We start from the raw sequence: 19,936 nt of genomic DNA on the forward strand, positions 1-19,936 counted from the left end.
CGTTGCGGTGATACGGAATTCCTGTACGTGTAGGCAGGCGGGGAAAGGTCTATGCTGGCAAAACAAGGGTGTCGCCGTGGTTGGGGTGGCATCGGCAAGCGGCTTGCAGTCGCTATCGCTTTCATTGGATGAAACGAGGTAGGGCAATGACGACACGCAACAAGGTTAAATCATGGCTGACGGATATGGATGGCGTGCTGATGCACGAGGGCGAAGCCATCCCGGGGGCACCGGAACTGGTCGCGCAGTGGCGGGCTCAAGGTATTCCGTTTCTGGTGCTGACCAACAACTCCATCTATACGCCGCGCGATCTTAGCGCTCGTCTGCGTCGCAGCGGTATCGACGTGCCGGAAGATAATCTGTGGACATCGGCACTGGCAACGGCCGATTTCCTCAAAGATCAGGCACCCGGTGGCACGGCCTATGTTGTCGGCGAGGCAGGGCTGACCACAGCAATGCATGAAGCGGGTTTCATCATGACCGATGTTGATCCCGACTACGTGGTGCTGGGCGATACGCGTACCTACTCGTTTGAAGCGATTTCCAAAGCCATCCAGCTGATCAACCGCGGTGCGCGTTTCATCGTGACCAACCCTGATGTGACCACGCCTAGTCCGGAAGGTGATCTTCCGGCGACCGGGGCCGTTGCAAAGCTGATTACCGCGGCCACCGAACGTGAACCGTACGCTGTTGGTAAGCCGAACCCGATGATGTTCCGCTCGGCGCTTAACAAGCTGGGCGTGCATTCGGAAGGTACCGGCATGATCGGTGACCGCATGGATACCGACGTGGTAGCGGGGATGGAAGCCGGGCTGTACACCGTGCTGGTGCTGACCGGAATCTCATCGCGTGAAAGCATCGACCGCTTTCCCTTCCGTCCTAAGGAAGTGCTGAATTCCGTGGCTGATCTGCTGGATGAAGGCAGCCGCAAAGGCGCGCGCCAGAACAAGGCGGAAAAAACCACCAAGGAAGAATGATCGTTCTGTTTGATCGCACATCGCAAGAGCGGCGGCCCCCGAAAGGAGCCGCCGCTCTTGTATGAGGCTTACGGGCGTGGTGCGAACACCTGAACGGCGTCGGCGCTTCTGTCCCTTCGAGGAGCGGTGGTGGCGGGATCGGCGAATACCTGCCGAGCGGCACTGCTGGTCGATGTCTGCGCGGGAGGTGCGCTTGGGGTCGTTTCCGCAGGGGCTGTCGGGGCTTCGACCGGCACGGGTTCCGGTGCGGGCTGTAGCAGCGAGAGTACCGCCCGCGCGATCAGCTTCTGTCCTGTCACCGTGAAGTGTGTACCGTCATCGCTACGCAGCTTCACCTGACGGCCGTTCAGCATGACCGGTTCGCTGTAGCGGTGGTCCTGATAGCCAAACAGGTCATCGACGGCGATATAGGACTCACCTGCCGCTTCGACTTCACTCTGATAGAGCGTGTCGAGGAAACGTACGCCTTCTGACAGCGCGACGCGCTTCATGGCCGGTGGGCCGATCCAGATCACCGCAATATCGCGCGCCTTGGCCTGTTCAAGAATGCTGCGGATGCGCAGGCGGTATTCCGTTTCCCATGCAGGGCTCTTGAACTTCAGGTACGGGCCGCGCGCGCGGCTCGGCATGTCCCACGGATCGTTCGGGCCGAGGAACACCACCAGCACCTTGATGTCTGTGGCACTGGCCAGTGTTGAGCGCAGCGTGCCCGGCCAGTCGAATGCGCCGGGGTATGCCAAGCCGGTGCTTTGCAGACTGAGGTTGGTGCTTTGAACGTGGTACTGCTTCAGCAGTGTCTTCATGACGTGAGGGGCGACCCCCTGCATCATCGAGTCGCCGATGAACAGGACACGATCCTGCGGTGTTAGCAGGATGGCATGCGTGTGTTCATCGCGCAGGGCCGGTGTGGAGGGCGGTGGCGCTGGCTGGGCCACTGGCTCTGCCGGTGCCGTCACCGGTGTTGTCGGTGTTGTCTGCGGGGCTAGCGTTGACCCTGCATGCGGCACGGACATGTCCAGTGGAGTGCCGTCGCGAGCGGGCTGGCCGCCGATATCGTCCATTGCCAGATCATTTGGTTCGGTAGTCGGCGCGGTGGGCGTGGCGTCAGGCAGGTCGCTGGTGCCGTCGTCGCTGTCGGTTTCGGTGCTGTCCACCAGTGGCGTATCTGCGGCGATATCCTGTGCCGGTGCCAGCCACTGTTCGGCGCGCTGAAGGTGGCTACGAAGCGTATCTTCAAGCTGGGCGCCGATTTGCCAGCCCGCTAGCGATATATCGCTGAAGGGCGACGGTGCATGGCGCGTCTGCTGCCAGTAGCGTTCAATCGCCTGCTGGTTGAGCCAAAGCAGGCCAACGCCGGTGGTAAGGGCGATGCCCAGTATTCCGGCTGCTCGTTTCAACGTGCACGCATAAGCGCGGCGTTGGTTGCGGTCAGAAGTTGGCATAGATGAACCCCGGCGTTCCTGCAGGTGCAAGCATGAAGATAAGCGTGATGGCGACGATCAGGCAGGGCGGATACGCCCAAAGCGGCAGTCGGGACAGGCCATTCCACAGTGCCAGCTTGCCTTTTTCTAGCCAGCGATAGCCCATCACGATCAGCAGTAAGGCCCACATGATCAGTGCGCTGGGGTGAATAAGCATGCTTGGCGTGATGTGACCGATGTTATCCAGCAGGGTGGTAGCATCGTCCATGTTGCTGGCCCGGAAGAACACCCATGTCAGACAGATGAAGGCAAAGGTGAACAGGCGTGCAATGGGGGCCGGGAAGGTCAGCCAGCGCTTGCCGTGTGGCCCCTTGCGGCCCTGCTGGAACAGGTTAACCACTACTAGTCCTGCGCCGTGGAGCGCTCCCCACAGTACGAAATTCAGCCCCGCCCCGTGCCAGATGCCTGACAGCACCATCGCGATGAACACATTGGCGTTCTGGCGCAGCAGACCGCAGCGGCTGCCGCCCAGCGGGATGTAGATGTAATCGCGGATGAACTGCGACAGACTGATGTGCCAGCGTCCCCAGAACTCCTTGAGATCAAGCGCCAAATAAGGGGCATTGAAGTTACGTGGCAGCTGGAAGCCCAGCAGCAACGCGATCCCCGTTACCAGATTGGTGTACCCCGAGAAGTTCATGTAGATCTGCCAAGCGTACGCTAGCACGGCGGTCAGCGAGGCCAGCGGCGACGCATTGGTCGGCGCGCTGAAGACGGGTGCGACCAGATGCTTATCGAGATAGTCACTGATCAGGAACAGCTTGAGCAGTGCTAGCACGATCAGGCCGATGGCGCGCGCAGGCTGCTCGATACGGCGTGGCTGCATCGGCAACAACTGGGGCATGAAATGAGCCGCTCGGTTGATGGGGCCTGCGACGATGCTTGGAAAGAAGCTTAAGTAGAGCAGTAGAGCGAAGAAACTGTCAGGGTTGCCATTGATGTGCTCGCGGGGAAGCGCACCTCGGCCTTTGTCTTCTTCCGTACGCTGAAGCGACACGATATAGCTGATGGAATGGAAGACATAGAACGATAGCCCCAGCGGAGCCAGCATCTCCATGATGGGCAAATGAACGCCCAGTCCCACCGCTACCCGCCAATGATCAAGGGTGTCCTGCATGGCATGGTAGTATTTGAAGATGAAGAAGAAGCCTACCACCATGCCGATCAGCAGCGCATTGGCGATACACCTTCGTCCCCCGTGCCTTATATAGAGGCTCAACAGCCAGATCAGTGCTGTCCAAGCCAACAGCACGAGCAGCGCTTCCGGCGATGCTAGAGCCATGAAGCCAAGGCCTGCTAGAAGCAGCACGATATTCTGAAGCCAAGAGGACGGCTGCAGCAGCCAATAGCCTACGAAGAAGAGCAGAAAGTATCCTGCAAAGTCGAGTGAAAGCAGATTCATTGACGTTTGTAATCTATAGGAAATGAATGACTGAGTGCAGCGGCAACCCACCGATGCGGACGATCATGGGGCATGGCATTTCCGCACTCATCATGTCGAAAAGGTGACGCTGGCTATCCCTGTCTATCCGTATGGTGTGCGCGTCGCCTGATCGTTGTACGTGAATCATACCTGAATGTATGAGCCGCTGGCTTTCCCGACGCGCCCATCTGTTTAAATTCATTAATGGACGATATTTGGCACGCGCACGCCCATAACAAAAAACCGCCGCTCCCGGTGGGGAACGGCGGTCATGGATGACGCTGATTCAGATGATGCGAGGGCTTCAAGGCGTCAGTTTCAGCGCCTGCATGAGGTCCTGATAGAGTCGGTTAGCACTGCTTTCATAGCCGGGGCGCGTCAGGTGAACGAAGTCGGGGCGCGCATCGCCACGGGCCTGCCAAGTTCTGATTGAGCATTCGCCGCCCATCTGACGGCGCCAGTCCCAATACAGAGTATGTTCAGTGCGGGCGACGTCTTGCTGGATACGGATAACGCTGTCGAGCATGGTGGGTTTGCCACAGCTATCGCCGGAGCGATCCTTCATGCTGTCGCTCGGCCCTACCAACAGGATCACCGAGTCGGGCATCTCGCGGCGAATCTGGCGGATGCGTTGCTGAAGCAGCGAGCGATAGTCGTTCAGGTTGAGGGTATCGTTGAAGGCTTCGTTGGTGCCGTACGCCAGAATCACCATGTCGGGCTGGATGGCACGCAGCTGGCTTTGCCAGCCGTCCTGCCAGCGATCCATCAGTGACAGCGACGCCCCGTTGCTGCCCAGCGTAGAGAGAATGACCCCCTGTTCAGGGCCATCAAGGTACCAGCCGCCAATGCGCGTGCCCATCGCACTACTGGCGAGGCTCAGCGAAGCGGGCAGTGCCAGATTGATGGGGTAGCTGAACCCCCACTTGCTCTTGGTCGGCGGCAGCGCGATGACGCGTCGATCCTGGCCGCTGGCCCCGATCAGCGTGTTCTGGCGTTCGCTGTTATACAGCAGGCGAACGCGCGACTTGCCTGCGACGGGAGTGAACGGTTCCAAGGCTACCGTACGGTTGTTGCCCTTCGGCTGCGCTACGCTGCCGCCCAGCGGAAAGTCTGGGCGTTCGTCACGACGGCTGGTCGCGAGCGTCCAATCACGCGATGTGCTGCGTAGGGCAATGTTGCCGTAGCGTTGCCCGGGCAGACCCAGAGGGCTGACAAAGCCGATCCCCCCGTTGCCGAAGCGCTGTTGTAAGCGGCTGCGCAGTTGGCCGGAGAAGAAGTCGGCTGCGGTGTGAGAGTCGCCGAACTGCACGATATGAACCGAACGCTGGCGCGCATTACGCAGCTTCTGGGTCAGGCGGTTGAGGTTGGGTTCACCGTTGGTGGCCAGCAGTGAATCGGCATGCGGCGAGGAAGCGCTTGTACGAGAAGGCGATGCGGGACGTACCTTGGCCTCGGCAGAAACCTGCTGGCAGCCGGCCAGCAGAGCGATGAGCGTCAGCAGCGGAGCCAGCCGTCGTGTAGGGTGGGTCATGTAGCCTATTCCTTGCGAGTCATTTCCTGAGGGCTGTAAGCGCATCTCGACATATGCCATGCATGACGAGGACAGCATTCCTGCACACGAGTATAAGGTAGAACATGCTGTCTTCTGTGATCTCAGCGGGACGCTTGTGTTGTCTTCGTTTTCGAAACGTATCGTAGCGGAGGTGGCGGGCACAGAAAAACCCTGTCTGTTACCTCGTCATCATAATGAATGCACTGTGGTGTGACGATGCCGTCTGGCCGTTGCGGCACTTTTTACACCGCGATTCGTCGGTATTTCGATGAATTTCCCATCAATGGCGGCTTATGGCGTGGCGTGCTGTGGGTGTCTGTGAATTTGAATTTTTCCTTTTCGTGCGGCTCCCCTCTGACAGCCGGTGAGCGTGCCTTGTGAGGCCAGACAGCGATGAACAGCCCGTCATCCGTAGCGATGCACGATCATGATGAATGACGGGATTTTATTTCTTCATTTATATGAAATGCCGTATTATTTGCGTGCCATACACTTATTATAAAAATAGTGCTGCTGATGAATAACGATATTATTAATATGCCATTAGCATTTGATTAATTTCGTGTTAAGACGCCCCGTCTTCTGATAATAAAGATACGCAGTGGGACGCCGATAGGGGTGAAGGCGATGGCTCGCAGCGCTTGTATACATAAAGGGGTAGCCAATAAGGCTTGACATGCAGAATCTGCTATATAAGGGGCCAAAATAAATGGCACAAGTAATAGCAACGAACTCGCTTTCTTCACTCGTTCAGAATAATTTGAACAAATCACAGAAAGCATTGAACCAATCCATCGAACGCCTTTCTTCTGGTCGACGAATCAACAGTGCAAAGGACGATGCCGCCGGGCTGTCTATTGCCAACCGCATGACGTCGCAGGTCAGTGGCCTGAAGCAGGCCAACCGCAACGCCAACGATGGCCTTTCCATGATGCAGACGGCGGAAAGCGCGCTGGGCACGGTAACCGATAACATCCAGCGCATACGCGATCTGGTCGTTCAGGCGAAGAACGGCACCTACAACGATGAAAACCGTCAGAGCATCAATAACGAGATTGATACCCGCATCAGTGAGATCGCCCGCATCAGCGGCGATACGTCCTTCAACCAGAAGACACTGCTCGGCAGCTCCAGCGATACGCAATCGGTCAATATTCAGATCGGAGCGTTCGATGGTCAGACCCTATCGCTGAAGCTGATGGACGTCAGCACGATTAGTAAGGCGCTGAAGGGGGGAGATGGCACTGACTTGACCAGTGCGGGCAACGCACTGATTGATGCCGATGGCAAGCTGAAAGACAACGCCTTGACGCTGATCGACACCCAGCTCAAAGCGGTTGACCGCACGCGCAGCTCGCTCGGGGCACAGCAGAATAGTCTTGAGTCGATCATCAACAGCAACGCGACCTCGGCAACTAACCTGTCGGCGGCCCGCTCGCAGATTGTTGACGCTGACTATGCCGCTGAGGTCTCTGCCATGAGCACCGCGCAGATACAGCTCGAGATGGGACAGAAAGTGCTCGCCCAAGCCAATTCTTCGCAGCAGAACGTGCTCTCGCTGCTCAAATAGCCCTATGGTGCGAAGCGTGGACCCGCTTTCACGCTTCGCCTTTCTTTCATTGCGCGTGTTGCAATGCTTTGTCACTCACCCGATGATCGCCTGCCGACCTGCCGACCTGCCGACCTGCCGACCTGCCGACCTGCCGACCTGCCGACCTGCCGACCTGCCGACCTGCCGACCTGCCGACCTGCCGACCTGCCGACCTGCCGACCTGCCGACCTGCCGACCTGCCGACCTGCCGACCTGCCGACCTGCCGACCTGCCGACCTGCCGACCTGCCGACCTTACCTATCGCATGATGTGCTTTTGCTACAGCCTACAGAGCGAGAACAGTAACCTTCTGTTTTATCGAGCGTCACTTTTTTATCGTGAAGGCATCCCACAGTAAGCGCGCAGGGCATGATAAGAATTGAAGGGCTTTTACCACTTATATTGGCAAATTCCGATACCTCTATATTCATAAAGGTCTGCTGATTGGGGCCGATAATTTGGGAGCAAGGTAGTGAATGCTTACCTTTATATGAAAAAGCACTTAATAAGCTTTGATAACCAAGAACCTTTATTTCTAACAGGACGTCCTTCACATGGCACAGGTAATTGCTACCAACACGCTTTCCCAGCTGACCCAGAACAATCTGGATAAATCCCAGAAAGCACAGAACCAGGCGATCGAACGTCTGTCTTCTGGTCAGCGCATCAACAGCGCCAAAGACGACGCTGCTGGTCTGGCGATCTCTGACCGCATGACCTCTCAGGTTAACGGTCTGAAACAGGCTAACCGTAACGCCAACGATGGTATGTCCATGGCTCAGACTGCTGAAAGCGCTCTGAGTGCAGTTACCGACAACCTTCAGCGTGTACGTGAGCTGGTCGTACAGGCGAAGAACGGTACTTACACTGATGAAGACCGTCAGAGCATCAACAACGAAATCGACGCTCGCCTGCAGGAAGTGGACCGTATCGGTAAAGACACCACGTTCAACGGCAAGCAGCTGCTGGGTAGCAGCGACACCACTTACTCCGGTACTGCTCTGACTTCTGATCAGCTGACCACCAAGCTGCAGATCGGTGCCTTCGACGGTCAGACTATCGACCTGAAAATGACGGACGTTCGCTCTGCAGCGTCTACGCTGAAAGGCGGTAACGATCAGACTGTTGCTGGTAACGCACTGATCTCTTCTGCGGGTGTTGTCAGCGACTCTGCTCTGACCACCATCGATGCACAGATCAAGTCCATCGACAGCACTCGTAGTACGCTGGGTGCGCAGCAGAACCGTCTGGAATCCACAGTAGAAAGCAACGCGGCAACGGCAACTAACCTGTCTGCTGCTAAATCTCAGATCTCTGATGCCGACTACGCATCTGAAGTATCTGCGATGAGCACTGCGCAGATCCTGCAGCAGGCTGGCCAGAACGTTCTGTCCCAGGCCAACTCTGTACCGCAGAACGTACTGTCTCTGCTCAAGTCCTAACGGCAACGTTTCACTGTATTGCTGTCGTTATGCGGGTGGCGGGCAAGTCTCGTCATCCGCAGGAAGTAGTGGAAATACCCGTTTTTATATATGTGATGGTGTTATTTTTATCTTTATATGTAATGTGTTACCGCGCTGCTTGATGTTGATGACGATAGTTGACGGTATTGTGCGCAGCGCTTGGATAATAATGGTATGTATACGGTATGAGTGGCATCTGCACGGACTCGGTACGTTGAGTCTGGGCAGATGCCTTTTTCGTTATGGCGTGATGACTATCTGACAGACCTTCTGACACGGAGCGTTGGTCAGTGCGCGGTTTATCTTGTCGATATAGTGTTGCTGGTTTACCGGAATATTGGTCTTGGCTTCGTCGACGGCGGCTTTCAGCTGTCCGCGGGTGTCGAGAGGCAGTACGCGGGCGATGTTGGGCATTGCCGTCAGCATTGATTTCAGCAGCATCTCTCTATTCGCCGGTTTTACGGACGGGTCCTGAATGGCCGTCAGTGTACCGCTAAGGGACTGAACGATGCTCTTTCTGAAGAGGACAATACCGGTGCGCTGTTCCTCTGACATGTCCTCCGGTGCGGGGCTAGAGTTCTGGAAGTAGCGGACCATGGTGGGCATCACATGGCTCATGCACGACAGAGAGAACGACTGTATTGCCGACACTTCATCCTGATAGATCTGGCCGTTTCTGTTCAATCCCTCCATCACCCTGTCAGAGTTGCTGTCAGACAGATTGACGCCATGGCTCAAGTACGTCAGCAGTAGCTGGTTCGCGTTCGCGCAGGGTCCTTGCATGGCACGCATCGACACTAGATCGTTATTGAAGTCGATGCGGTCGAGCACTCGCTTCTGATCCGTCAGCTGGCGGATCAGTGCCGCCGTGTTTTTGTCGCTGAACCGTGGCAGTGCTTGGCCGGTCTGAGCTTGCTCGGCAAAGGCCTGAATGTTCTTTTCGTAATCGCTGAACGTGTCAGCGTTAGCAGCGCCGACAGCGCCCAGAGTGGCTACAGTCGCGAGTCCAAGGACTGTGCGCTTCATCCAGCGGGAAGGTGAGACGGTCATAGGCGGTATCCTGTATCAGGGAAAGTGGGCAGGGAAGCCTGCCAACGAAGTATCGCGATGCACATCCAGCATTCGCCATGAGCGCCGAATATTTCGCGTGAGGTGAATGGGACTACGGTGCCTATTATCGACCTGCAAAGAAGGCTGTTTTAAGCCTTCTTCTGCCAGATGGCAGTGCCTGAGTGGAGAGTACGGCGTGTCAGAGACAGTGCTTGAGGGCATGCGTGCGGTGTGGTGCACATCATGCTGGGGCGCGCGCATCTTTGCCGCGGGCCATGCCGATATGCGCAATGCCGTCCTCGTCATAGAGGCCAGTGACGGGGACGAAGCCAAAGTGTCCGTAAAACGCCTGCAGGTGCGCCTGTGCGCTGATATGAATGGCCTGTTCGGGCCAGTGACGTTCGCAGCTGAGGATGGCCTGCGTCAGTAGCTGATAGCCGATCTTCTGTCCTCGTGCCTGTGGGGCAACGATGACGCGTCCGATGGCAACGGGCATGTGATCGTCCTGACGTTTGAGTAGGCGTGCATAGGCCACAAGCTGTTGGTCACGCCAGCCTAGCAAATGGCGGTTGTCGCCCAGCAGGTCTTCACCGTCGATATCTTGGTAAGGACAGTCCTGCTCGACAACGAACACCTCGTTGCGCAAGGCCAATAGTGCATAGAGGCTGGATGGCGTCAGTTGGGAGTGATGGAGATCCTGCCATTCGATCACAAGCGTACTCCTGAGCTGCAGAAAAGCGGCCATTGCCGATTGGCCATGCCGTTAATCAAATCCTAACGCCTGCTTTCAAATAAGCAATATGGGGAAATGACGCTTCTTGAGGCGAAGCGTTCAGTAATGAAAAAGGTACGAAAAGAAAAGTACACCGAGCGACGCCCGGTGTGCGGTAAAGGTTACAGATGACGTTCTACGGTGGTGTTGTCGTCGACGCTGTAGTCCGTCGCGCCGTACCAGCGCGAGCGCCACAGGTCCATGAAGCTTGCCGTGACGCTAGGTGCGTCCGTGATGACCACAACGTTTTCGCTGTTTCCGCATTGCCTCAAAAAATGAGATTAAGTGTTATTTAGAGCGTGTTTCATAACTCCAATACCCATGTCATTGAAGGGACGTCAAACCACAATATTGCGCTAGAAACCGTCTAGTTTAGAAAGGGTAGAAGCAATCGCTCAGGTTATGAAACCGCCTCTTATTACCGCCTATTGGGGGGATACCTGTGTGTTGAATATTGCATCTGTACAAAAGAGCCTTGTCAAATGGCCCCCTTCATTGTGATGTAATGCCAGCTATATGATATGTCACAACGTTGGCTATTTTGGTGTTCATAAATACGATATTTATTATATTATCTATTCTAGATCAAGTAGTTACAAAGTTAACAAGAGGTAATTTATATTTCGAAAAGGTACTATTTGTGTCGCATGCCAAGCCGATATGAGCACGCATGCAGTGTATCCCGATATCTATTCGTGATGCATTAAGCCTCAATAACTAACAACTATAAGAAGGATACCTATAATGGCAATTTATCCGACGTCTGGCACTTCTGGAATGGTGGGCTTTGCAGCCGCAGGAAAAACTACCGGCGGTACCGGTGGCACTATTGTAACTGTCAAAACATTGGCTGATTTACAAAAACATATTGGAGGCTCTGATCGCAAAATTGTTGTCGTAGCGGCCAATATTTCGGCCTCCAAAAAGACGATTGTGTCACTGGGAGCGAATAAGACGCTAGTTGGCAGCTTTGCGGCCAATACGTTGACAAACCTCCATCTCAAGGCAACGGCTTCATCATCCAACGTTATCCTGCAAAACCTAACTATCGCACATAGTGCTGGTATTAAGGGAAACGACGACATTCAGATCTACCTCAACTACGGTAATCGCTACTGGGTTGATCATGTGACATTCCCTGGGCATGCATATAGCAGCAAGGATGGCGCTCTTGATAAGCTATTGTACGTGGGAGCAAAAGCTGATTATGTCACCATCAGCAACTGTGTATTTAAAAACCACCTTTACGGTTTGATTCTTGGGCAGCCAGCAGATGATGACACCACAGCGAAAAACTACAAGGGTTATCCACATCTTACTATGGTCGGTAACGTATTTGATAACGTCAACGTACGTGCGCCAGGGTTGATGCGTCATGGCTATTTTCACGTTTACAATAATACGGTCAATAAAGCGAATCTTGCTTTTACTATCGCTAAAGGGGCGAATATCTATTCGGAAGCCAATGCATTTAGTTCCGTCGCAGGGATCTTGGACGATAAGGCGAATGGAAACTTTACTGACGTTGGCAGCGTTCCTACTGTAACAGGTCAGAAATCAGGCAAGGCAACGTGGACACCCTCTAGCAACTATAAATATAATAAAAGAGCGGCAGCGGCGGCCAAGGCGTTAGCTTTGAAATCAGCGGGTGCCCGTAACGGCGCACTGACTTTTATGGCCTAATTTAAACAATAAAAAATGGTGCATTGTTTTATCATTATTTTGTAGTAGAAAAGGCTCACTCTCTAAAAAGAGTGGGCTTTTTTGATACTCATCATTATCATGTCAGGCTTGTCCATATAGCGTGTCAGAGAAAAAGTATTCTGGCCTATTCCTGATATCTAATATATATTTTTTATTGTTGATGAGGCGGCTAGTGGGAAGCTTGATGAAATAGCGGGTTGTTATTTTTTATTTGTCAGTTGTCTTCCGTTGGGTGGAAAGAGCCTGAGAGGATTTTCATAACCTGAGTGATCGCTTTTACCTTTCTAAAGTAGACAAACGGTTTCTACCGCAATTTTGTGGTTTTAATCCTACTCAACGACATGGATATTGGGGTTAAGAAACACGCTTTAATTTATTTTCTACTGGATAAGAGCATTCATGTAAATAATAAGTATCCTACGATTTTTATACATCGCCAATGGCGGCAATATGTGTCTATTTCACGATGCCAAGATGTTTATGTAAGGAATATATGATAGGTGACGCCGAGCATAGGCCCGGCGTCGGTTTTGAGGTAAGCCGTCGGCAGATTACAGATGACGTTCTACGGTGGTGTTGTCGTCGACGCTGTAGTCCGTCGCACCGTACCAGCGGGAGCGCCACAGGTCCATGAAGCTTGCCGTGACGCTAGGTGCGTCCGTGATGACCACAACGTTTTCGCTGTTCATGCTGAACGCGGAGTAGGCGTAGTTGAACGAGCCAGTCTGAACGGTGTTTTTGTCCGCGATGATGACCTTGTCATGCAAGGAGCGGTAGGCATTGGTGACGCGAACGGGGATGCCAGCACGCAGCAGTGCCTTAAGGCATTCCTGACTCTTCTCGCGGCTCTGGTTCACGTTGTAGTCGGCAACGACCAGAATGTTAACGCCTCGCTGCTTGGCTGCGATCAGTGCATTGACGATGTCGGGTGAGGTCATGACGTAGGACAGCATGCGCAGACTGCGCTTGGCGTTGTTGATGACGTCCAGCACCAGTGCACTGGCCGTGCCTTCGGGAGAGAAGCCCACACGGATGGTCGGCATCACCGTGCTTGTCGTTTCGGTTGTGGTAGTCGTTGCGGCCGTCGTTTCTGCATGGGCTGAAACGAGCGGGGCCGTCATCATGCCAGCAAGGGCCAGCGTCAGAAGGCGTTTGGATAAGCTCATGATAGTACTCTTTTTGTTGTTATTATTTTTGAGTGAGGAAGTCATGTTTAGATGGCTTCCGGGACTCAGTGTGCCCCATCGACGGCACGGATTCATGCCGCAAGTCTTGTAAAAGTGGCGCTGACGACCTCAGCTAGAACGGCATGGGCTGTGGTGTTTTGACGCGCCAGATTGCAGCTGGCGGCCGTGGATCGTACTCGTTTTCGCCGCTAATTCAGCATGTTCTGAACGGTACGCTGCGTCTATTTATCCTTTTGTAATTAAAGCGGTTATTGACCTGTTCTTAGGTTCAGTTTTTGGGGATTTTTGCCCTTTTTCATAATCCGGTGGCCGGCTATGTTCAGTAGTCAATAATCGGGTGTTATACATTAGCGGCATTGTCTCTCTTTAAGAAACTGATAACGTCAAAAAGGCGAGCGGCTTGGTAGGGAAGAATGACTGCCGAAGTCGCCCCGAATTTTCTCTTCAAGGAGTGAGACGATGAAGACTCGTTTCAAAGACAAGGTCGCGCTGATCACAGGCGCTGGCGGTGATATTGGTCTGGCAACGGCGCTGCGTCTGGCGGAAGAAGGTGCTTCTATCGCCCTGCTGGATATCGTCGAAGACAAGCTGGCGGCATCCAAGGCCAAGGTTGAAGCCAAAGGTGTGCGCGCCGAGTCCTATATCTGCGACGTTACCGATGCCAACGCCGTCAAGGATGCCGTTGCGCGCGTCATCGCTGATTTCGGTGCCATCGACCTGCTGTTCAACAACGCAGGCTATCAGGGCGCTTTCGCTCCGGTACACAAATACGATGTCGAAGACTTCGCTCGCGTGATGGATATCAACGTGACTGGCGCGTTCAGCGTCCTGAAGGAAGTCTCCGCACACATGGTCGAACGCAAGTCCGGCAGCATCGTTAACATGGCGAGCATGGCGGGTGTCGGTGGTCCTCCCAACATGGCCGCTTACGGTGCGTCCAAGTTCGCGATGGTGGGTCTGACCGAAACCGCGTCCAAAGACCTCGCGCCGTACAACATCCGCGTCAACGCGGTAAGCCCTGGTCTGATGGGCCCCGGCTTCATGTGGGATCGCCAGGTCAGTCTGCAGTCTGAAACCAACACGCAGTATTTCTCTACCGATCCGAAGCAGACTGAGAAGCAGATGATCGGCGGTGTACCGCTGCGTCGTTGCGGTAGCATCGAAGAAATTCCGGGTGCGGTCAGCTTCCTGCTGAGCGACGACGCCACTTACATCACGGGCGTCAACATCCGCATTTCCGGCGGTGAGTGATCGTCAGCGTCGCGTGCGTTAGCGCATGTGATCGCAGGATGTGATAACGAGGGCATGGGGCCTGTTCCCATGCCCTCGTTGCGTTTGTGTTTGCAAGTAGTGAATGCGTATCCGTTAATCTGTTGCTGCCTGCTGCCTGCTGCCTGCTGCCTGCTGCCTGCTGCCTGCTGCCTGCTGCCTGCTGCCTGCTGCCTGCTGCCTGCTGCCTGCTGCCTCAGTCCGGATGCTCGGGCGTCGGCATCATTTGGGTGAAGGCATGCAGTTGGCGTGTCTGGGCATCGTGGCGCCAGACCAGCCAGGTGGTGATCCATCGCCAGGCTTCACTCAGCGGCCACGCGTTAACCTGCGAGCTGCCGGGCATGATTTCCAGCATGCTGCGTGGCATCTGGGCGACACCCGCACCCGCCGCGACGCAGGCCAGAATGCTGGGATAGGATTCCATCTCGTAGATGCGGCCGGGAGCGGCCTCGTCGGCAGCAAACCACGCTTCAAAATGATGCCGGTACGTGCAGTTATTGCGAAAGGCATACAGCGGTAGCCCGTCGACCTGCTGCGCGCGCTGCACGGGGGCAAGGCTGCTTGGAGTGACGATCATCATTTCTTCATCAAAGACGGGTATGCCACCCAGTGCCGGGTGGGACAGTGGGCCATCAACAAAGGCTGCCGAAAGCGAGCCATCCAGCACCCGTTCGATCATCTCGCCCGACGGGCCGGTGGTTAGATCAAGCTGTACGCGCGGATAGCGTTGATTGAATTCGGCCAGAATGGCGGGAATGCGTACGGCCGCGGTGCTCTCCAGAGCCCCTAGTCGCAGGGTGCCGGAGGGTTCTTCACCGGTGATGGCCTGCTTGGCCTCAGCGATCAGGGCCAGTATGCGCCGACTGTAAGATAGAAAATCGTGCCCGGCGGGTGATAAACGCAGCCGCTGGTGCTCGCGAATGAACAGCTGGACACCGAGCGATGCCTCAAGCTGCTGAATACGCGTGGTCAAATTGGATGGGACGCGATGAATGCGCCGCGCAGCGGCGCTGATGCTGCCGGTATCGACGATGGCAACGAACATCTCCAATTGGGTCACGTCCATAGTGTTCTCTTTTCGTGAATGATCCTTTCAGTGTTATTCATTATACAGAAAGAAGTAGGCACGCTACGCTGGCCTTATTCGTTTCGGCAGTGCTGTGAATTGCCCGCTGCCTTGGCCTTTGAAATGCCGCATGGAGTCCCGCAATGACCGTACCCACTGATACCCACGCTGTTTCACGCAATCCCGCTACGGGCGAAGTGCTTGCGCAGTATCCGTACGCCAGCAGTGCCGACACCGATCAGGCACTGGCCCGCAGTCATCATGCGTTTCGTGAGTGGCGAGAACGCTCCATAAATGAGCGCGGTGACGCCCTGCGCGCCCTAGGCAATGCCTTGCGTGCCCGCAAGGAAGAAGTGGCACAGATGATGACGGCCGAGATGGGCAAACCGATTGCTCAGGCGCGCGCCGAGGTCGATAAGTCTGCAAACCTGTGCGATTGGTATGCCGACAATGGCCCGGCGATGCTGGCCACCGAGCAGACGACGGTCGATAACGGTCACGCGGTGCTTGAGTACCGTCCACTCGGCCCCGTGTTTGCAGTCATGCCGTGGAATTTTCCGCTGTGGCAGGTATTCCGTGGGCTGGTGCCGATCCTACTGGCCGGTAACACCTACCTGTTGAAACATGCCCCCAGCGTGATGGGGAGCGCCCATCTGATCGACCGCATCGTGAAGGATGCGGCGTTGCCAGCGGGCGTATTCGAAGTGCTCAATATCACCAACGATGAGTCCAGCCGCGTGATCCGAGATGACCGTGTCGCTGGTGTTACCGTGACAGGCAGTGTGCGTGCGGGGGCTGCTATCGGTGCTCAGGCCGCTGGTGCACTCAAGAAATGCGTGCTTGAACTGGGCGGTTCCGATCCCTTTATCGTACTAGAGGATGCGGACCTTGATGCCGCGGTCAGCGCTGCAGTAGTCGGGCGCTTCCAGAACAGCGGCCAGGTGTGCGCAGCGGCCAAACGTTTCATCATCCATCAGAACATCGCTGAGGCGTTCACCGAGAAGTTCGTCGCAGCAGTGAAGGCGCTAAAAGTGGGGGATCCCCGTGACGAGGCGCACTATGTTGGTCCGATGGCCCGCTTCGACTTGCGCGATGAGTTGGACGCACAGGTGCAGAAAACGGTAAGTGAAGGGGCAACCGTGCTGACCGGCGGGCATAAGGTGGAAGGCAATGGCAATTACTACCAGCCGACGGTGCTGACCAATGTCACGCCAGAAATGACCGGCTTTCGTCAGGAGCTGTTCGGTCCTGTCGCAACGGTGACCGTTGCCCGTGATGATGCTCATGCGCTGGAATTGGCCAACGACAGTGAATTCGGCCTCTCTTCCACACTGTTTGGCAAGGATGAAACGCGTCTGAACTGGATCGCCAACCGGCTGGAATGTGGCGGTGTGTTCATCAACGGCAGTGGTGCCAGCGATGCGCGTGTCGCGTTCGGCGGCGTGAAGAAAAGCGGCTTCGGACGCGAACTGTCGCGCTTCGGTCTGCATGAGTTCTGCAATATTCAGACGGTGTGGAAGGATCGTCGTTGATATAGAGGCGCGTTGTTTTATGCCAGTGACGTATTGATGGCGTTATCATTTTTTACTAATAAGCCATGTTTGAATTTATCGAGCATGGCTTTTTTATTGAAAAGGAGATTTACATGATCGATGATGTTATCAAAATATATAACCTCCTGCCGGGAAAGGGTGCTTTCTTTTTATTATTTATCTCTTTTATATTCATCGTGAAGTATTATGAAAATGTAGGAGGTCTATTATCCATCATCAGGAACAGGGCTATCGACCGGTATGAACGATATGGTGCCTTGTATCTTGCCATGAAGATTGACGATGAGATGGCAATCTCCTTTATTGAACAGCGCAAGTCAGAACTACTGTTAACCCGTCTCACAGGAATATATGACCCGAGATTACAAAAGGTCTATATGCGTATTTACGCGCTTTGCCGAGCGCATGGTGTGGTGGAGAAATATATAAAATTGTCTTCCCGATTTATTACTGAGCGGGCAGGGGCACTTCGTGTGGATTACAATCTCTTCAAAAGAACACGAAGGAAGAACCGATGGGCACAGTTGGGCATTTTAATAGGCATGATGGTGATGGTTCTTCTTTCCTTTTGGACTAGTACATATCAATTGGGGTGGTTACCCTTATTGTTTCTTCTAATTGCCCTTTTGCTAGAAATCATGTTTCTTCTTTCTATCGAAAGACATATTTCTTTAGCTACGCTAGAAAAAGTGGATCGAATCATCATGGAGATCGGTTAGCGTTCTCCTGAATTATTATCGGTAGGCGCTATCTCGCTATTTCATGGCATATACGGAAAAGCAGCGGGGAAGTGCAATCTTTCTGTAGCTCATCAGGATATCCTTTATATTTTCTCTACTTGGTAGTGTGTAGGGCATACCCTGAGCGCTATATGCCATGAGGCGATAGGTGTGGTGTGAGCAGGATGCGCATAAGCGCCTATGCTTCGTGCACGCTACATAGTTTGGGAAGGGAAGTGAGCGATGAAAACAAGATTGATACGGCAGTGTCTAGGTGCAGTAGTTATGACTGTACTGGGGTGTTGCAGTGTGGGTGTGTCCGCTGGGGCAGCATCCTTGCCTGAGGTAGCGCCTAGGCTGTCCTGCGAGCAGCTGGCACAGCAGGACTTTTCCTCAGTATTGGGCGAACAGGTCACGATTAACTCCGCTACGTCGATGGCAACGGACAAGGGCAGTTTCTGCAAGGTCTCCGCTACGATCTCGCCGTCCATCGGTGTTGAGGTGGCATTGCCGGCCGAACACTGGACGCAGCGTTTCTTGCAGGTGGGCTGCGGCGGGCTGTGTGGCAGCATCAATCTGAATCTTTCCAATGCGAGCAGCTGTGTCCCGGCCCTGAACGGTGAGTTTGTCGTGGCGGCGACGGATATGGGGCACAGCGGTAGCATGATGGATGCCTCATGGGCGGAGCAGCCGCAGAAGCGTATCGATTTTGCCTATCGCGCCAATCACCTGACCGCTGTGTTGTCCAAGGCGCTATCGGCAGCCTATTACGGGCAGGCACCGCGCTACGCTTATTTTATGGGCTGCTCGGATGGCGGGCGTGAAGCGCTGATGGAAGCGCAGCGCTATCCTGATGATTTTGATGGCATCAGTGCCGGTGCCCCGGCGGCGTTCTTCCAGTTCCAGAATTCCTTCTATCACGGTTGGAGTGTTGCCGCGAATCAGCGCGCCGATGGCTCGGCTATCTTGCTACAGAAGCATCTGCCTATTCTGCACAAGGCTGTGCTGGAACACTGCCCAACGCTGTCCGGTGTGAACGACGGGCTGTTGCAGAACCCGTATGCCTGCCGTTTCTCGGCGGACTGGGTTAGGCAGTGTGCTAAGGGCGACAGTGAACAGAAGGACTGCTTGAGCGCAGAGCAGATCAATGCTGCTCGTCGCTTCTATGACGGTGCGTCCGATGCCGAAGGGCATCAGTTCGTGCTGGGCGGGTTACCGCTGGGATCAGAGCTGCGTTGGGCCGTGCCGGCAAACGAGAAGGGAAGCTCATCGGCCGAAGCGATGGTGCTGCCCACGTTGCAGTCGGTGCTGTTGCCGGGTGGACATCAAAACATTCAGTCGATGAAGGATTTTCCGCTGACGCAGCAGAATTTCGATCGCGTGGCACAGCTGGCACCGCTCTACAATGCCGCGAATACCAACTTGCGTTCGTTCCAGCAGCAAGGGGGTAAGCTGATCATGTGGCACGGTCTGGCCGATGACTCTGTCAGTCCTGCCTTTTCGTTGGCCTATTACCGTGGCGTGCAGGCACTGATGGGGGCGCAGACGGTTGATGGTTTCCTGCGTCTGTTCTTGCTGCCCAGTGTGGGGCACTGCGGTAACGGTGAGGGCTATGATCAGGTTGATCTGCTGACGCCGCTGATGGCATGGACCGAAGATGGCCAGGCTCCTCAACAGCTGATCACTGGCAAGCGTGAACAGGTCGACGCGGGGGGAATGCCCCTTGCGCCTGACAATGCCCCCAAGGGTGATGACACCGCCGCTGCCGAAGCGCAGTTCCACGGCGTGCAGCGCCCCAGCTCACCGATTGCGACGCCTGACAAGCCGGTCACGGCAACGCGCCCGGTCTTTCCCTATCCGTATATCGCACGCTATATCGGTAAGGGCGATATCAACGATGCCAGCAACTACGCGCCAGTGAAGTCGGCCGCTTTCGAGCGCCTGTTCTTTCGGCAGCCTGCGGCTTCGTTTGTCGGTCCCGACAATCAGCATTTCTATCGCGTCGAAAACGGCGTGCTGGTACAGCAATAGCCAAGCGATATCGCAACGGCTGGCGACAGGCATGGCGTGCCTGTCGCTGGTGATAGGCGAAGGTGCATTGAAAAGGCCGCTTCATCTTTTAGCGATGA

At 55.0% G+C, this 19,936-nt stretch carries 16 protein-coding genes; 9 read left to right on the top strand and 7 right to left on the bottom strand.

Annotated features, from left to right (window positions below):
- The first annotated feature begins 146 nt into the window (after nucleotides 1-146).
- Complete coding sequence (locus ACMHYW_RS01120) at nucleotides 147-977, top strand: HAD-IIA family hydrolase (RefSeq protein ID WP_414500544.1); 831 nt, start codon at nucleotides 147-149, stop codon at nucleotides 975-977.
- Nucleotides 978-1,045: 68 nt separating this feature from the next.
- On the opposite strand, the gene ACMHYW_RS01125 is transcribed toward ACMHYW_RS01120, so the two are convergent.
- From ACMHYW_RS01125 to ACMHYW_RS01135, 3 genes are all read right to left on the bottom strand, one after another.
- The gene (locus tag ACMHYW_RS01125) at nucleotides 1,046-2,419 is read right to left on the bottom strand and encodes a DUF459 domain-containing protein (RefSeq protein ID WP_414500545.1); all 1,374 of its coding nucleotides are present in this window, start codon (nucleotides 2,417-2,419) and stop codon (nucleotides 1,046-1,048) included.
- Nucleotides 2,406-3,860, bottom strand: a complete 1,455-nt coding sequence (locus tag ACMHYW_RS01130; RefSeq protein ID WP_414500546.1) for an MBOAT family O-acyltransferase — start codon at nucleotides 3,858-3,860, stop codon at nucleotides 2,406-2,408. Before ACMHYW_RS01130 ends, ACMHYW_RS01125 begins: the two co-directional genes overlap by 14 nt.
- A gap of 325 nt (nucleotides 3,861-4,185) precedes the next feature.
- Entirely contained in the window at nucleotides 4,186-5,412 is a 1,227-nt protein-coding gene (locus tag ACMHYW_RS01135; RefSeq protein ID WP_414500547.1) for an SGNH/GDSL hydrolase family protein, read from the bottom strand.
- A 730-nt stretch (nucleotides 5,413-6,142) separates the two neighbouring features.
- Between ACMHYW_RS01135 and ACMHYW_RS01140 the strand changes: the two genes are divergently transcribed.
- From ACMHYW_RS01140 to ACMHYW_RS01150, 3 genes are all read left to right on the top strand, one after another.
- The gene (locus ACMHYW_RS01140; RefSeq protein WP_414500548.1) at nucleotides 6,143-7,003 is read left to right on the top strand and encodes a flagellin; all 861 of its coding nucleotides are present in this window, start codon (nucleotides 6,143-6,145) and stop codon (nucleotides 7,001-7,003) included.
- 16 nt (nucleotides 7,004-7,019) lie between these two features.
- Nucleotides 7,020-7,382, top strand: a complete 363-nt coding sequence (locus ACMHYW_RS01145; RefSeq protein WP_414500549.1) for a hypothetical protein — start codon at nucleotides 7,020-7,022, stop codon at nucleotides 7,380-7,382.
- 196 nt (nucleotides 7,383-7,578) lie between these two features.
- Entirely contained in the window at nucleotides 7,579-8,466 is an 888-nt protein-coding gene (locus ACMHYW_RS01150; RefSeq protein WP_414500550.1) for a flagellin, read from the top strand.
- A 261-nt stretch (nucleotides 8,467-8,727) separates the two neighbouring features.
- On the opposite strand, the gene ACMHYW_RS01155 is transcribed toward ACMHYW_RS01150, so the two are convergent.
- Nucleotides 8,728-9,537 carry a hypothetical protein gene (locus ACMHYW_RS01155; protein ID WP_414500551.1) on the bottom strand — a complete coding sequence of 270 codons (810 nt, stop codon included), beginning with the start codon at nucleotides 9,535-9,537 and terminating at the stop codon, nucleotides 8,728-8,730.
- Between the two features lie 241 nt (nucleotides 9,538-9,778).
- Complete coding sequence (locus tag ACMHYW_RS01160) at nucleotides 9,779-10,249, bottom strand: GNAT family N-acetyltransferase (RefSeq protein ID WP_414500552.1); 471 nt, start codon at nucleotides 10,247-10,249, stop codon at nucleotides 9,779-9,781.
- An 804-nt stretch (nucleotides 10,250-11,053) separates the two neighbouring features.
- On the opposite strand from ACMHYW_RS01160, the gene ACMHYW_RS01165 reads away from it, so the two are divergent.
- Nucleotides 11,054-11,992 (top strand): hypothetical protein, encoded by a 939-nt coding sequence (locus tag ACMHYW_RS01165; RefSeq protein ID WP_414500553.1) that lies wholly within the window; start codon nucleotides 11,054-11,056, stop codon nucleotides 11,990-11,992.
- Between the two features lie 572 nt (nucleotides 11,993-12,564).
- On the opposite strand, the gene ACMHYW_RS01170 is transcribed toward ACMHYW_RS01165, so the two are convergent.
- Entirely contained in the window at nucleotides 12,565-13,179 is a 615-nt protein-coding gene (locus tag ACMHYW_RS01170; RefSeq protein ID WP_414500554.1) for a phospholipase D family protein, read from the bottom strand.
- A 480-nt stretch (nucleotides 13,180-13,659) separates the two neighbouring features.
- On the opposite strand from ACMHYW_RS01170, the gene ACMHYW_RS01175 reads away from it, so the two are divergent.
- Nucleotides 13,660-14,451, top strand: a complete 792-nt coding sequence (locus tag ACMHYW_RS01175) for an SDR family NAD(P)-dependent oxidoreductase (RefSeq protein ID WP_414500555.1) — start codon at nucleotides 13,660-13,662, stop codon at nucleotides 14,449-14,451.
- 214 nt (nucleotides 14,452-14,665) lie between these two features.
- Here ACMHYW_RS01175 and ptrR read toward each other — a convergent pair whose 3' ends face one another.
- The gene (gene ptrR, locus ACMHYW_RS01180; RefSeq protein ID WP_414500556.1) at nucleotides 14,666-15,535 is read right to left on the bottom strand and encodes a putrescine utilization regulator PtrR; all 870 of its coding nucleotides are present in this window, start codon (nucleotides 15,533-15,535) and stop codon (nucleotides 14,666-14,668) included.
- Nucleotides 15,536-15,678: 143 nt separating this feature from the next.
- Between ptrR and ACMHYW_RS01185 the strand changes: the two genes are divergently transcribed.
- The 3 genes from ACMHYW_RS01185 (at nucleotide 15,679) to ACMHYW_RS01195 (ending at nucleotide 19,838) form a co-directional block, all read left to right on the top strand.
- Entirely contained in the window at nucleotides 15,679-17,067 is a 1,389-nt protein-coding gene (locus tag ACMHYW_RS01185) for an aldehyde dehydrogenase family protein (protein WP_414500557.1), read from the top strand.
- A 113-nt stretch (nucleotides 17,068-17,180) separates the two neighbouring features.
- Nucleotides 17,181-17,807 carry a hypothetical protein gene (locus ACMHYW_RS01190; RefSeq protein WP_414500558.1) on the top strand — a complete coding sequence of 209 codons (627 nt, stop codon included), beginning with the start codon at nucleotides 17,181-17,183 and terminating at the stop codon, nucleotides 17,805-17,807.
- 285 nt (nucleotides 17,808-18,092) lie between these two features.
- A complete protein-coding gene (locus ACMHYW_RS01195) occupies nucleotides 18,093-19,838 on the top strand; it encodes a tannase/feruloyl esterase family alpha/beta hydrolase (protein ID WP_414500559.1) in 1,746 nt (581 codons plus the stop codon).
- Nucleotides 19,839-19,936 lie beyond the last annotated feature (98 nt).

The organism is Zymobacter sp. IVIA_12111.31 C1, assembly GCF_047495495.1.
Taxonomy (GTDB): Bacteria; Pseudomonadota; Gammaproteobacteria; order Pseudomonadales; family Halomonadaceae; genus Zymobacter.

Bases quoted from the DNA above. Each gene is read 5' to 3' on its own strand.
- ACMHYW_RS01120 (WP_414500544.1), top strand. From the start codon at position 147: ATGACGACACGCAACAAGGTTAAATCATGGCTGACGGATATGGATGGC.
- ACMHYW_RS01125 (WP_414500545.1), bottom strand. From the start codon at position 2,419: ATGCCAACTTCTGACCGCAACCAACGCCGCGCTTATGCGTGCACGTTG.
- ACMHYW_RS01130 (WP_414500546.1), bottom strand. From the start codon at position 3,860: ATGAATCTGCTTTCACTCGACTTTGCAGGATACTTTCTGCTCTTCTTC.
- ACMHYW_RS01135 (WP_414500547.1), bottom strand. From the start codon at position 5,412: ATGACCCACCCTACACGACGGCTGGCTCCGCTGCTGACGCTCATCGCT.
- ACMHYW_RS01140 (WP_414500548.1), top strand. From the start codon at position 6,143: ATGGCACAAGTAATAGCAACGAACTCGCTTTCTTCACTCGTTCAGAAT.
- ACMHYW_RS01150 (WP_414500550.1), top strand. From the start codon at position 7,579: ATGGCACAGGTAATTGCTACCAACACGCTTTCCCAGCTGACCCAGAAC.
- ACMHYW_RS01155 (WP_414500551.1), bottom strand. From the start codon at position 9,537: ATGACCGTCTCACCTTCCCGCTGGATGAAGCGCACAGTCCTTGGACTC.
- ACMHYW_RS01165 (WP_414500553.1), top strand. From the start codon at position 11,054: ATGGCAATTTATCCGACGTCTGGCACTTCTGGAATGGTGGGCTTTGCA.
- ACMHYW_RS01170 (WP_414500554.1), bottom strand. From the start codon at position 13,179: ATGAGCTTATCCAAACGCCTTCTGACGCTGGCCCTTGCTGGCATGATG.
- ACMHYW_RS01175 (WP_414500555.1), top strand. From the start codon at position 13,660: ATGAAGACTCGTTTCAAAGACAAGGTCGCGCTGATCACAGGCGCTGGC.
- ptrR (WP_414500556.1), bottom strand. From the start codon at position 15,535: ATGGACGTGACCCAATTGGAGATGTTCGTTGCCATCGTCGATACCGGC.
- ACMHYW_RS01185 (WP_414500557.1), top strand. From the start codon at position 15,679: ATGACCGTACCCACTGATACCCACGCTGTTTCACGCAATCCCGCTACG.
- ACMHYW_RS01190 (WP_414500558.1), top strand. From the start codon at position 17,181: ATGATCGATGATGTTATCAAAATATATAACCTCCTGCCGGGAAAGGGT.
- ACMHYW_RS01195 (WP_414500559.1), top strand. From the start codon at position 18,093: ATGACTGTACTGGGGTGTTGCAGTGTGGGTGTGTCCGCTGGGGCAGCA.